Raw genomic sequence first — 14629 nt, forward strand, 5'->3', positions numbered from 1 at the left:
CAATCGTTTTTAAAGGAAAGTTATGCCAGATTTATTGCAAGTAACAGGGGTGTCGAAGCAATATGTTTCGGTAAAAGCAGTAGATAATCTAAGTTTTAGCGTTAAACAAGGTGAGATCTTTGCACTACTGGGCCCCAATGGTGCGGGTAAATCATCCCTCGTGAGAATGCTGGTTGGATTTACCTATCCAGATAGCGGCACAATCGCTGTGAATATTGATGGGCAAGCATATCAATCAATCCCTCATCAAAGTTTAGGTTATCTCCCTGAAGATAGAGGGCTGTACGCTGAAAAAACCGTGCAGCAGAATTTGCTCTATTTTGCCAAGCTACGCGGTGTTGAGAAAAACGCAGCGCTAGCACAGATAGAGTCTTGGCTAACGCAGTTTGATTTAAGTGACAGAGCGCATGAGCGGTTGAAATCGTTGTCAAAAGGCAATCAGCAAAAAGTACAGTTAATATCAGCTGTATTGCACAAGCCCAAGGTTGTATTGCTTGATGAGCCTTTCTCTGGTCTTGACCCCATCAACCAAGAAAAGGTGGTGGTGTTTTTAGAAGCGTTAAAAGCACAAGGCATGACAGTTATTTTAAGCGCACATCAAATGGCTATGGTAGAAAAGCTGGCCGATAGAATGCTGTTAATGAATCACGGGCAAGCTGTGCTTTATGGCACATTAGCCGAAATAAAACAGGACGTTGGTGTTGGCATCGATATCACAGTGAGTTTCAGTGAGGCAACGAACTACGCAGCGCTCAATTTAGGTAACTACAAGGTCGCGTGTACTCAATTAAGTCAGAGTAAAATTAAGTTTGAGTTGAGTGACTCCTCAGAGCTTAATTTACTGCTCGCCGATTTGTCTAAATCAACGACTTTGCAAGGAATAGAAACCAAAACGATGGACTTGCATCAACTCTATCTTAAAGCAATCGAATCCCATCAAGGCAAAGTGCAATCTCAGGAGCATGCCCATGTCTCATAAGCTGCAACAGATACTGCAAGTGACCAAATGGGAGTTTATGTACTTTTTTAAACTCAAGCAGGAGCTGATCGGTAAAGCAATTATGCTGGCGATAGGTTTGCTTATCTATTTTTGGCAAAGCACTTCGTTTTTTGAACCTGAGCAATATGTTATCGCAACACCATCCGCCATGAACTTAACTCAGTTACCTGAGCCTTTGCTGCTAAAGCGAGTTGATGCTTCAAAAGCTGAACTTCTGATTCAGTTAGAACAAGAGGAAATTGACGGTATTTTGATACTTCAAGCCCAAGCGGGTGAGGCGTTACAGTTTGAACTGATTACCACAGGTAAAATGTCTTGGCAGAATGAAGTTGAGGTAGCGCTTACGCAGTTTTACAGCAACGAACTCGCACAGAGCTTTAATTTATCTGCCGCTCAGCTCGCCTTGTTACAGCAACCTGTGACCGTTTCCAATCAATATACCAAGGATGCGGTTAAGGAGGCACACAACCAGTCTTCGATGACAGCATTTGGCGTGATGCTATTGATGCTCATCGGTATTTTTACGTCATTTGGACAGATCTTCGTGTCTATCACCGGAGAAAAGCAGCAGCGTGTTACCGAGCAATTATATTCTTGTATGAATGCGCAAACTTGGATTGACGGCAAAATATTTGGTCAAATGCTCCATTGTCTAAAGGCTATGTTGAGTACGTTATTTTCATTTTTGTTGGCGATGGCTTTTATACAAGTCGTTGTAAAAAACGAAGCCTTGGACTTTACGATGATAGACTTTGCAATGTTGCCTTGGTTTACTCTGTTTGCGATAGTCGGTCTTTATATGGCAACAGCCTTTATGGCAGCAATAGCCGCAGCTATTGACGATCCTAACCATAGTGGCAAGACAGGATTTATGATGATCCCTATATTGCCAATTGTTATCGCGTTTATGATTGTTGATAGTCCTAGCAGCCTTGCCGTGGATATTTTGAGCCTTTTCCCGCTTACCGCATTTGTGGTGATGCCAGTAAAAATGGCATTAATTGAAGTACCCATTTGGCAAGTGTTATGTGCGTTGGTCAGCGCATTACTTGGTTGCTACCTTACCCGTGTTGCCGCAGGACGATTGTTTAAAGCGGGTATGGTGATGTATGGCAAGGAACCCTCAATTAAGGATATGGTGCGCTGGGTCTGTAAACCGGAATAATACCGTTTATATGATAACTTGCTAGCACAACGCTTTGGTTATGGTACGCTCCATAACCGGAGCTTATGGCCGTACATAGAGGGTGAAATGTATCAACATATTGATAATGAAAACAATAAAATAAGTCTACCAGCGGGAAAAATCGTTTGTGTTGGTAGAAACTACGTAGCGCATGCCAAAGAGCTAGATAATCCCATTCCAAGCAGTCCGCTGTTGTTTATCAAACCAGCAACGAGCTTAGTACCATTTAATAATGAAATGATGTTGGACGCCGCACTTGGCGAACATCATTATGAGGCCGAGCTTGCACTATTGGTAGGCACCAAAATTGATGCAAAAACCCCTGAGCCTCTCAAGCATATCGCTGGAATTGGGCTGGCACTCGACTTGACATTACGAGACTTACAAAGTGAGCTAAAAGCACAAGGACACCCATGGGAGCGGGCAAAGGCCTATGATAATAGTTGCCCAACGACGCCTTTTGTACCATGTGATGAAAACACCTTTGCTGAGCGTATTGAATATCGTTTTTGGCAAAATGGAGAGCTTAAACAGCATGGCGACTCTAGCTTAATGATTTTTCCAATCACTGAGTTGCTAATGGACATTGTTCGTTACTTTACGCTTCAGCCAGGAGATATTGTCTTAACAGGAACGCCAAAAGGGGTAGGGAGCCTAGCACATGGCGATGAACTTACGCTGCAGCTGAAAAGCCATACTCCTTGGCATGGCAAAGTTGCGATAGATTAGATTCTCGCTTTTATGTGCATCGCTGCGTAGTCTGTTACGACTGCGCAGCAACGAGCTCTGCTTCCGGTTGATTGATTGTGCTCGAGCAGCACAGCATGATAGCAACGAGTGAAATTGCGCCTAATATTATCCAGCTGATAGTCAGGCTGACGTAGCCCAAAAGTAAAGCGGTTAACGCAGAGCCGAGCAAGCCACCAAAGCGAGTGGTCAGTGACATGATAGACTCCACACTGGCTCGCACGTTATCGCTACTCAGTTGATGTTGTAGTTGCAGTTGTGCCGGTTGCGCTAGTCCCATACAAAGATAAAAGCACAGCAGAGCTACAATCAGTAATGGTAGTGACGTAACCCAAGCAAGTAACAACACAAAGACTAATTTGGCGAAATGAGCGAATGCCATGACATACCCTAAGCGTTGACCAAATAGAGAACAGATCGGAGCGCTGATCGCAGCAGCGACGCCATTTAATACAAATCCAGCTGCCATCATTGCTGGGAATATCCACGCAATAGAGTCAACTGGTGCACTACTATAGCGCTCTGCTAGGGCAGGCCAAAACTTCTCTATGCTGCTGGCAACAGGGATTGCAAAAACAATCACCAACAACAGCCTTTGCATACCACTTTGCTTACAAGTCGCCAGCATGGCCTTAGCTTGGCTAATCATTCCTTTCTCAACTACGTCTTGCTGAGGTTTAGTTGACTCTTTCACCACGACAAAAGTACATGCAAATACCACACACAATACCGCTATCGAAATCAGGATTAAGGCTTGATACAAGTGGTTGAGCTGTTGTGTTGGGCTAGTCGCAAACGCCAAAAAGAGGGCGGCAAATAAAGCGGCACTGGCGCCGATAAGATAGCCAATACCATACACTTTACCGAACCCTTTATTCAGTGGTTCGTCTCCTTCAAGCTTTTGATAAGTTTCAACAAACCATGCGTTGAGCGTGCCAGTTAACGATGCCTGACTTAATCCCCAACATGCCATGGCTAAGCTGACGTGCCAAAAGTCTTCACTCAACAATAAAAGTAAGTTGCATACAGCGGCAAACACCAAAGAAGCTAAAAATACTTTGCGGCGACCAATGGCATCTGCCGCAATACCACTTGGTACTTCAAACACCACGATAGTGATAGCCATGACCACCATAGCTAAGGCCACATCTTGCAATGCTAGGCCTAAGTTCAGCATATAAGGCGTAAAAATAGGGAGCACCAGCATACTGGCAAACATAGTTAACCCAAGGTGGATGCCGTATCGTGTAGCAAATTGTGAACGAGTCATGCGCGTTGCTCCACTGTGGTTGCGGCGCTATTCGTTTGCTGCATTAACGCATTAATATGTGACGCGATGATGGATAAGTCTTTAGCGTCAGTCATGATTTCATCGTGTGCACTTTCAAGCGCAATATAGTCTGCATTGGCAAGTAAATTTTCAAAACCATTTCTGTCACTTGCAAACGTCCGCTTATACAGTGAAGGTATGTCTTCCACTTGATGGATCAACCTCAGTGCCGGAAGTGGAATGGCCTCATCACTGACATGATCGGCGATAAAGAAGCTCACAGGGAAAGTAAACGCCGTCGCGGTTTGAAAGTATTGAGTAAAGTCTAAAAATGCTCGGGCGATAGGTTTAGCGTCATCGTCTTGCGAACGGATATACTCTTCTTCGGCGGCCTGACGCGCTGCTGAAGTAAGTCTTGGTAAGACGGGGTCAATCAAAAAGCAGTGGACAATTTCTCTACCCATTTCGGCCAAGTAACGCGCCACTTCCAGTGACAATGCCGCACCTTCACAAAAGCCGCCCAAGTAAAGTGGGCCAGTTGGCGATACCTCTGTAATACGCTGAGCATAATAGCGCACCATAGTATGCAAGCTGATATGTTTGCCTGTGAACAGTTTGATATTTTCTAATGCGTGAATGCGCAGGTCGGGCGCGAGTTTTTCACACAGAGGTGCAAAGCTATCAGCGGTTGCTGCTGCGGGCATGAGATGAAGCAGAAACTCACTCTGCGGTGCATTGAAAAAACGTGAAGGAGCGAAATGCTCATGGGCAAGCGCAGCCTCAATTGCTTGACTTTCACTCATGGTGGCAAAATCAAGTCGGGTCTGATTATCAATAAATCTTGCCAGTTGCTGCACTGATAGGTGTTCAAGGATAAGTTGTGGCGTTAGCTGCCAATTACGCTTGCTTGCAGCCCCACAAAAGCTTAATAAACTAATGGAGTCGGCACCTTGCTCAGTTACTGCCGTCGCACAACAAAGTGGATTCTGGCCTAAAACATCCTGCCAAATGGTCAGCACTTCCTTCTCTGTGTTGGTTTGTGGCACAACGAGTTGATGCTGCTTTAGCTCAGGTTCTGGCAGCTTAGTTTTGTCGAGCTTGCCGTTGAGCGTTAACGGTAACGCCGAAAGTACATTGAAGCTATGTGGCATCATATAACTAGGAAGCTGCTTGGTAAGCTGAGTTTTACAGTGGCTGAGTACCGCAGCTTGATCGGCCGCGGGTTTGATGACCAAATATGCATGCAGCAAGGTCTGAGCCTGCTGCTTTTTAGCAATAACCGCACAGCTATCTATATCCGCCAGCTGATTAAGGTGATGCTCAATCTCTGCCAACTCAATTCTAAAGCCTCGCACTTTGACTTGTTGATCGCCACGGTTGATATAACACAGTTGCTGTTGTGCATTCCAATACACTAAGTCGCCCGTGCGATAGTACTTTTGCATAGAGCCAAACAGATTTAGGGATACAAACTTTTCGCTGTTGAGTGTTGGGTTATTGAGGTAACGTGCAGCCACGCCATGCCCACAGACCACTAACTCGCCAGGGCAACCAAGTGGCAGTAATTCGTTATTGCGACCGACTACAGCTACCGCGCGCCCTGGGATTGGCTTGCCGATTGCTATCTCAGACTGCTGTTTAGACATCGTTTGCACTGTGGTAAATGTGGTGCACTCAGTCGGACCATAACCATTGATAAAGTGTTTTGGACAAGATGTGGACGCCAGCAATTTATTTACTATCGACTCTGTTAATGCTTCACCACCCACGAGTAAATGAGTCAGAGAAGCGAAAATATGCTCGTCTTGCAGCAACAAAGTGTCGAACAGTGAGCGGGTTAGAAACATCGAAGTGATATTCAACGTCTGCAATGTTGCACGGAGCTGCGCTGCAGAATTAAGGCTGTCCTGATAGCCTAAGTGCACCTCAGCACCGTTGAGTAATGCGCTCCATATCTCAAATAGAGTGGCATCAAAAGCTGGGTTTGCGAGTTGAATAAAGCTATCTTGGGGCTGATGCTGGTAACTATGATTATCGAGTGCCAAAGAGCTAATTGCGGCGTGAGAGAGCAATGTGCCTTTAGGGTTTCCTGTCGTACCTGAGGTATAAATAATCGTCGCGACTTCGCTAGGTGCGATGCACATAGGCTCAAAATCCACCGTGATATCAGTATCTGCCAGACTCGTATCACAGAAAACTTCAGCGATATTGGTGTGGTTGAGTGTTGCCAATGTTTGGCTATGTTCACGCAAGGTGACAATTACATCAGCATTACTATCACTCAGTTGATATTGATGACGCGCTACTGGGTCTTTGAGCGATAGCGTTGTGTATGCCGCGCCGATTTTTAGTACCGCCAACATGGCAATCACAAATTCAATGTCGTTTTGCATGTAGAGTGCGACGACTTTGGGTTCAGGACAGGCTGCCAAGATTGCATTGGCAAGTTGCTTAGCTTGGTTATCAAGTACTTGGTAGCTCAAGGTTTGATGGCGATTACTGATAGCGGCTTTATCTGGATGGCGCGCTACAACTTCAGCAAACCGGTCGGTGATACTTGCCACGCTCGGATAGGCGTGTTGCATTCCACTTAATTGATATTGTTTTTGCTGCGCCGTGTTACTCAATAAAGGTAGGCTATAGAGAGGCTGTTGGGCGTTTTCAGCTGTTAGATATGCCTGTAAAACCGTTTGATATAACTCGAGGATCTGCTGCGCGTATGAACTTGAAAAAAGTGCCGTGGCATAAGTTAACCCTAACTCTGTGGTCTTCCCTGCACTCAAGTGTAATGTTAAATCAAACTTCGCTTGGCACTGCTGGCTAAGATCAAGGTCAACGCTTTGCCATAAGGTATGATGTTGCTCAGGAGCAAACTGACTACTGCTAAACAACGTTTGAAATATCGGGTGCATGCTAGTGTCGAGCGGCACGTCTAAGCTATTCTTAATGGCCTCAAACGGTAAGGCCTGATGTTGCTTGGCTTGATTAACGACTTGATTAACTTGAGTGAACCAGCGCTCAAGTAACATCGTCATGTCGATATCCGCTTTAATCGGCAATGAGTTAACAAAATATCCAAGTATGTTTTGCTGCAGTGCCGTTGGACGGTTCTCGCTCGGAATACCAACAACAAATTGACGTTGATGACTGAGTAGCGCAAGGGTGTGATACCAAGCCGCAAGCCCAAGTGTATTAATACTAATGCGGTGCGTTTTCGCTGTTTGTTGTAACTTTAGCGTCGTACTTTCATCTAGCACAATGCTCTGTATCGCGCCGCGATGATCAAAGGTGGCTGGGCGCGACTGAGTTTGCGCAAGTTTTAATGGTTCGTAATCAGCCAACTGAGTTTGCCAGTAACGTTGACTTGTTGCTTGTCGTTCACGCTGGCCGGGTGTTGCCATGTAATAAGCATAATCACTAAATTGTAGACTCAGAGGTCGATTCTCTCCCTCATAGAGTGACGTCAATTCCTGTAAAAACAATCCCAAAGACCATCCGTCAAAGGCAATATGATGCCAGACAAAAAACACATGTTGCTGCTCCTTTGAGGTGATGACATAGGCACGAAATGGTCGAGAATGCTGTAAGCTAAACGGCTCGTTAAAGAAATGCTCGCACTGCTCAAACAAGTTTAGATTACCAAGCTCATGATGCGTCACGACAAACGCCTCATTGGCAGGCTGTTGTATCGTCTTTCCTTGGTGATCATAGGCCACAACCATATCTAGCGCACTGTGGCGGATCACCAGCTGTTCTATTGCTGCTGTGAGTTTTTCAATATCGCAGTGCTTGGCGATTTTGAGTAGGCATGGAATATGATAAGTACTTGCCGCGTTGCTCACTTCTTGCGTAAACAGTAGTTGTTGCTGCCCAAGCGTAAGCGGAGCGCATCGCGTTTCCAACGGCAAGATAGACAGTTCATCAAAACGAGCTTTGCTATCTATGCCTTGCCTTGTGAGGTAGCGTAACAATTGTGGCTTATTCTGTTTTAACTGCTCAACAATAGCTTGGCCTTGTAAATTCACGTTGCTAGCAATTTTTAATTTATCCTCTTGCTGCCAAACGCTTATCCCACTTTGTTTTAGTTCATAAATAAATGATTCGATCATGCGTTATAACTCCATTTCAAATTCGCAGTCTTCGCTACTGACGAGCGCGTTTAGCTGTTGTTCTACTTGCGTGGCAAATGCGTCAAGTTGTGGGTAAGTCAGTAAGGTCGCAACGGCAATTTCGTTGCCGAGTGTTTGACTACACAGAGCGGTAACTTGTGCTGCCTGTATGGATGAGCCACCCAAAGCAAAAAAGTCGTGTTGTAGGCCAATCTCAGAGATTTCAAGTACTTGTTGCCAAGCATTGGCGAGTTGTTGTTGTAGTTCCGTCTCTGGCGCGATATAGGTAATACTATCTTGCAGCGTTGGAATGATGAGCTGTGTGGTATCAAGTTTGCCATTTACTGTCATTGGAAGTGCGTCAATCTGTGATATCGCAGCAAGCTGCATATAGCTTGGGAGCTGTTGATTCAACCATTGGCGAAGGTCGTTTACATCACACTCAGTGTTGGCGTTAAGTACGACATAACCCAACAGCACTTTGCCTGTTTCACTTAAATGTAAGTGTGCAACGGCATGGTCAACATCTGGGTGCGCTTTGAGTTTATACTCGATTTCGCCTGGCTCGACGCGGTGACCGTGTAAATCCCACTGTTTGTCAGCTCTGGCAACAAACTCGAATTCACCTTGCTGATTTTTACGCACTAAGTCTCCGCTGCGGTAGAGCTTTTCGTCAGAAAAGTGGTTGTTGTCACAGCGAAGGTGATAGTCAATATAGTGTTTTGCCGTTTGCTTTGGTGATTGCCAATATCCCAAACCGACGCAATCACCGGCGATGTATAGCTCACCCAGCGCGCCGCACGGTAAAATCCGCATAAAAGGGTCCAACACGTAGCATCGAGTGTTACGAATAGGCTTACCAATAGTGATAGGTGTATTGGGGTGTACTTCACTAAGTGTTGCGGTGACACTTGTTTCACTTAATCCATATTCATTGAAATGATGCTCTGCCAACTTGTGGCTGACTGGGTCTAAACGAGAACCACCGGCATACAATACGGTTAGGTTAATATCCGCAATCCACTTTGGAAACTGATTGATAAATACCGTAGGAATAAACGCGACGTTGACCTGCTTAGCTTTGAGATAGCGGCACAGCTGTTGTGGATCTTTGCGTATTGGCTCTGGAATGATTTCCAGTTTGGCGCCGGCTGCTAGGGCTGGGAATATTTCGCAAATACAGGCATCAAAAACATATTCAGCATATTGACTGGTGACTACCTGAGTATTTCCCTCTAATTTATGGGTGTTGCGCTTCTCGGTGCAGAGGTTAGCAAGGCCTTGGTAAGACAGCATCGCCCCTTTTGGTTCTCCCGTCGTCCCCGAAGTAAAAATGAGGTAAGCCAGTTTGTCTGTCGCATGATTGTTGGCTGAATATGGCAGTAGTTGAGTAGTTTGCTGTAGTGTCTGTACATCAAAGGTCAGTGTTGGCAACGCATTCCAGCTGAGTGGTGTGCGACTAAGGAGCAGTTTTGCCTGCGCTTTTGCCATAATCTCTTGGCGACGAGCAACTGGATGATTGGCTGAGAGTGAGACAAAGGGCATGCCCGCTTTTAGCGCCGCTAGCATTGCTATGGGGGCTTCTATACCTTTATCAAAATAAAGTGCAACTGGCGAGCCTTCGTCATTGGTTGCAACCAACTGTGCTGCTAAGTGATTAGAAAACAAGTCTAGCTCGCGGTAACTCACGGTTTGCTCGGCGAAGCTTAATGCAGTGCGTTCTGGATATGCTGCTACTGTCTTCGTAAATTGCACTAAAAAAGCGTCATTTGGTTGTGATAATCGAGTTTCTGAGATGACTTGCTGTAGATACTCAGTACTAACTAAAGGACATTGCAGTAAAGGTTTCTCGTTGTACTGACAGAGATTTTCAAGATAACGGCAGAAAAAGTGCACAAATTGTTGGCAGCGGGAAGAGTGATAACGACTGCGAGCAACAATAAGCTGACCAATCAGTTGGTCTGGCATATCTTTAATCACCAAATTCCAGTCAAACTTGGCTGGGTGATATTGGTTTTGCTGGGCGGTGTCGCTAGCGACTTCAAAATGTTGATATTGCGCTGTTGGTAGTGAGAACTGATCAAAGGTAAAAAACACTTGGAACAGTGGCGATACACCCACCTCTCGGATCAACCCAAGTTGCGCGGCAATTGACTCTAATGGCAACTGTTGGTGAGATTTTGCCGCAAGTAACAGCGTTTGGCTTTGTCTTAGATAGTCAGAAAAACTCTTATTTAAGTCGACATGCAGCGGCATCGGTAAGGTATTAACAAAGTAACCGAGTGTATCTTTAAATGCCGAGTCGCGGTTATCAGTGGGGGAGCCAACGACAATACTTTCACGACTATCCCATGCACATAATGCGAGCTGAAAAGCACACAGTAGTAAGTTGTACATAGATACCTGATGTGATTTTGCCAGCCCCCTTAACTCAGTAGTTAGTGTTGCTGAGAGGGTAAAGGGGAATGTTTCACCTTGGTGATCAAACAAAGCCTGTCTTGGCTCATCGGTTGGCCATGGGGTGACCTCAATATCAATCAAGTGTTGCTGCCAAAATGCTGCGGCTTCGTCGTATTGTTGTGTTGATTGCCAATATGCATAGTCGCGAAATTGCAGTGAGGTTGGGGTAAGCGTGTGTCCCGATAGCAGCGTGTTCAGCTCATCCAACAATACTTGTGTAGACCAGCCGTCGAAGGCAATGTGATGAAATACCAGTAACACGCCAAATTCATCATCTTGGTGATACAGTCCGAGCCGCAGCGGCGCATCATTTTCAAGGTCAAATGTCTGAGCGATAAATTCACTATGCGGCGTGTTTATTAGAGTTTCGCATGTTGGCACGCCTTGCTCATCTTTATATGCCCAGCGACCTTGTTGCTGTTGAGTATAGCGGGTGCGCAAAATAGCATGACGCTCAACTAGTTGATAGATTGCGTGTTGTAAGGCTTGCTGTTGTAGCCCACTTTGGCATTTTAGCTGTAAGGGGATATGAAAAGCGCCTGATTGTGTTGCTAATTGCTCGCTGGTGAGCATCGCTTGCTGCTGCGCTGGCACGATGATTTCGTCAAGTGATTGTGATGTTGATGCGACCGCTAAAGGCTCGCAGGCGTTGCTAGCTTGTTGTGATACTAGTTGCGCTATCGTTTTGCTTTGCAAAAACTGACTCAAACTAATGTTAACGTTACAGATAGTGTGCATTTTAGCGACCAATGTCATTGCACTTAGAGAATGGCCGCCCAAGGCAAAAAAGTCATCATCAATACCTACGAGCTCAACCTCAAGCTGCGTCTGCCATAGAGCACAAAGCTGCTGCTCTAATGGCGTGCGTGGTGCTCGGTATGGTGTCTGTGATACTAGTGCGAGGCTTGGTAAGCTGCGGCTGTCCACTTTACCAGAGGCGAGCACAGGCAATTGTTCGAGCCAACACGTGGCACTTGGCAGCATATAATCTGGTAATTGTGGTTGTAGCCACTTCACAATCTCGGTGTGAGAGAGGGTTTGCTCACCAGTGAAATAAGCAATGAGATGGTTGTTTTGCTGTACTTTGACGCAAGCTTGGTTGATTTGCGGGTGCAGGTTAAGTAAGTGTTCTATTTCTTGTAGCTCGATGCGATAGCCACGAATTTTTACCTGCTCATCGGCACGTCCTAAAAATTGGATCTCGCCGTTTGCCAGATACCGCGCCTGATCGCCCGTGCGATACATACGTGTTCCGTGCCAGTTAATAAAGCGCGATGCCGTCTGCTCTGCAAGGTTAACATAGCCTCGTGCGACACTCGCGCCACCAATCAGGATCTCTCCTTGACAAAAGGGTGGCAGCGCCTTGAGGTTGGCATCAACGATCTGAATATCAACATGAGCCAGCGGTGCGCCAATATTATTGAAATAGCGTGATTGTAGCGGCTGGTGGTTTGCTGTTGCGGTTACCGTGGTTTCGGTCGGACCATATTCAATATGAAGAAGAGGCGTCCATGCCTCCATGAGATTGCGGTCACAAGGCTCGCCACCGGTGATCACACGCTGTAGTGCATGATGCTGGGGCGGCGTGCCGATGGCACTTAAAAATGCCGGAACTGTAACTAAGTGACTGACCCGTTGGTTAACGAGCGTATCGCTTATCATAGCTGGCGACTTTGCACTTGCCTCATTTATGATCACCCAGCACGCACCGTTGAGCAGCGTTAAAAAGAGTGGCTCTACGGACGCGTCGAAAAAGTATGGAGCCAGACTCAGTGTTTTTTCACTTGAGTTAAAATCGTAAGCCGCAGTTGCGCTTTGAACCAAAGCCTGAACTTGCCGCTGTTCTACCATAACGCCTTTTGGTTTGCCGGTACTTCCAGAAGTATAAATAATATATGCAAGTGATGAATGGCACGGTGAGTGTGCTTGAGCTGAATTGAAAACAGGAGCTGGTTGTTGTGCTAACTCGTCAATGTTTTGCACATTTGTGATTGCGCTAAAACACATAGCCGTATTCAAGGTTGCTTGATGACAAAGTAGCAGGTTGGCACCACTGTCTTGCAACATAAACTCACTACGTACTTGGCCTTGCTCTGGATTGAGCGGTAGATATCCAGCACCCGCTCCAAGTGTTGCTAATATGGCGACTATCATCTCTGGACTGCGCTCAAACATCAGCGCGACCACAGGGCTTTGCTCGTGGGTTAACTGTGCTTGGAGTTGCACAATCAGGTGCTGAACACGCGCAGCGAGTGTTTGGTAAGTAATAACCTCATCGTTGCTTTGTAATGCTGGTGCATCTGGAGCTGCTGAGGCGCAGGCTAAAAATTGTTGATATAGCGATAGGGTTGGAGTTTGCTTAAGGGTGGTCGCTGGTGGTGTTGTACCAGTGTGAGAAGTTGATAATTGCTCAAGAGCGACGTCGCTGTGCTCTACCTGCTGTACCAATAATTGCTGATAGGTGTGGGCAAATTGCTGTGCAAATGCATCATCAAACTTATTGGGATCAAGACTTATCTGTCCTTGCAAATTTGTATTGCTATCATCAAATGCCAGACGGAAATCACATTTAATCGGGTTATATAAAGACTCGTTGGTAAAAGCATCAACTGCTGAAAATGGTAACGCAAACTCGTCCATCAGCTCGCTGGCAAATCTCTGTACACTAAACATCAGGCTTGGCTGAGGTGAGTGTTTGCCCTCACTCAAACAGGCAACTTGTTGATCATAAGGATAACTTTGGTATTGTTTTGCGGCGCGCACGGTCTCATGAACTTGCTGCACGAGGCTGGCAAAATTTTGGCGGTAATCTAGCTTCACTCTAAGCACTAAGGTGTTGACAAAAAAGCCAATCATTTCTTGCGTTTGCGGGTGATCTCGATTATCCGATGGCGCACCAATCACAATGTCTGTTTCACCGCTATGAAGTGCCAAAATATAACAGTAATGGGCAAGCAACACGCTGTACACTGTGGTATTTAATGATTTTGCTAGGGCACGCAATGCCTGGCTTTGCTGTGGTGAAAGTGCAAAATAGTGCGTGAGCGATTCGGTTTCGTGTGTTTGTGTAGCGAACAGCGGTGCAATTTGTGTGGCATGAGCGCCTGCAAGTTGCGTTTGCCAATAACTGTGTGCAGCGCTTTGCTCTTGCTTTTGTTGCCACTTGGCAAAGTCAAAATAACTTAATGGCTTAATGCTTTCTCCTTGTAGCAAGCTAACCAGATCGCGCAACATGACTCGCATTGACCAAGCATCAAAGACGATATGATGCCAAAGGAAAAGCATAAAATGCCTTTGCTCAAGCTCAATAATACAGACTCTAAAGGGAGCTTGAGTATGGAGATCAAACGGCGTGTGAATGTGCTCTCTTACCAGTGTTTGTACATGAGTCAAAGTGATTGCTCGGTGATACTCGACCGCAAGAGGTTGTAAGGTTGCTCGGCAGTTAAAATGCTCAGCATCGGTTTCAATCACACTCGTTAGGATAGGGTGATGGACAAGCAGCTGTGCTAGTGCCGAGATTATGTCTTGTTGCTGCGCTGGATCATTCAGCTCAACCAGCATTGGAATATGATAAGCACAAGACTTTGGTGCACGTTTGTCTACATACAGCAACCTTGCCTGGGCATTGGAAAGCGGCACTGGTTTTAATAATGGCCAACTTAAAAAGGCTGCTTCGGAGCAGATCTGGTGGGCGCTTAGTAGCGCCAATAATTCAGCTTTATGCGCTTTGAGTGCCGTGAGCAAAGTTGGCGCTACGTTACCCTCATATCCCAGTGCCAAGGTATTTTGCTCAGACACCCACACGCGCAACTGCTGCGCGTGAAGGTCGTTTAGTAAAGATGTTAACTCCATGA

The 14629-nt window shown here is 46.0% G+C and carries 6 protein-coding genes; 3 read left to right on the top strand and 3 right to left on the bottom strand.

All coding sequences use genetic code 11. The annotated features are described in order from the left end of the window. The first annotated feature begins 22 nt into the window (after window positions 1–22). The 3 genes from NH462_RS20790 to NH462_RS20800 all read left to right on the top strand — a co-directional run bounded on the left by NH462_RS20790 (window position 23) and on the right by NH462_RS20800 (window position 2915). Entirely contained in the window at window positions 23–979 is a 957-nt protein-coding gene (locus NH462_RS20790) for an ATP-binding cassette domain-containing protein (protein ID WP_253107647.1), read from the top strand. Beyond that, a complete protein-coding gene (locus NH462_RS20795; protein WP_253107648.1) occupies window positions 969–2165 on the top strand; it encodes an ABC transporter permease in 1197 nt (398 codons plus the stop codon). The genes NH462_RS20790 and NH462_RS20795 overlap by 11 nt, the downstream gene beginning before the upstream one ends. 87 nt (window positions 2166–2252) lie before the next feature. Continuing rightward, a complete protein-coding gene (locus tag NH462_RS20800) occupies window positions 2253–2915 on the top strand; it encodes a fumarylacetoacetate hydrolase family protein (RefSeq protein ID WP_253107649.1) in 663 nt (220 codons plus the stop codon). 34 nt (window positions 2916–2949) lie between these two features. Here the strand turns inward: NH462_RS20800 and NH462_RS20805 are convergent, their stop codons facing one another. From NH462_RS20805 to NH462_RS20815, 3 genes are read right to left on the bottom strand one after another with little or no spacing between them, the layout of a single operon-like run. After that, a complete protein-coding gene (locus NH462_RS20805) occupies window positions 2950–4203 on the bottom strand; it encodes an MFS transporter (RefSeq protein WP_253107650.1) in 1254 nt (417 codons plus the stop codon). After that, on the bottom strand, window positions 4200–8312 hold the full coding sequence (locus tag NH462_RS20810; protein ID WP_253107651.1) for an amino acid adenylation domain-containing protein: 4113 nt from the start codon (window positions 8310–8312) through the stop codon (window positions 4200–4202). Before NH462_RS20810 ends, NH462_RS20805 begins: the two co-directional genes overlap by 4 nt. A gap of 3 nt (window positions 8313–8315) precedes the next feature. Continuing rightward, the gene (locus NH462_RS20815; RefSeq protein WP_253107652.1) at window positions 8316–14627 is read right to left on the bottom strand and encodes a non-ribosomal peptide synthetase; all 6312 of its coding nucleotides are present in this window, start codon (window positions 14625–14627) and stop codon (window positions 8316–8318) included. Between the last annotated feature and the right edge of the window lie 2 nt (window positions 14628–14629).

The organism is Pseudoalteromonas sp. OANN1, assembly GCF_024124685.1.
Taxonomy (GTDB): Bacteria; Pseudomonadota; Gammaproteobacteria; order Enterobacterales; family Alteromonadaceae; genus Pseudoalteromonas; species Pseudoalteromonas piscicida.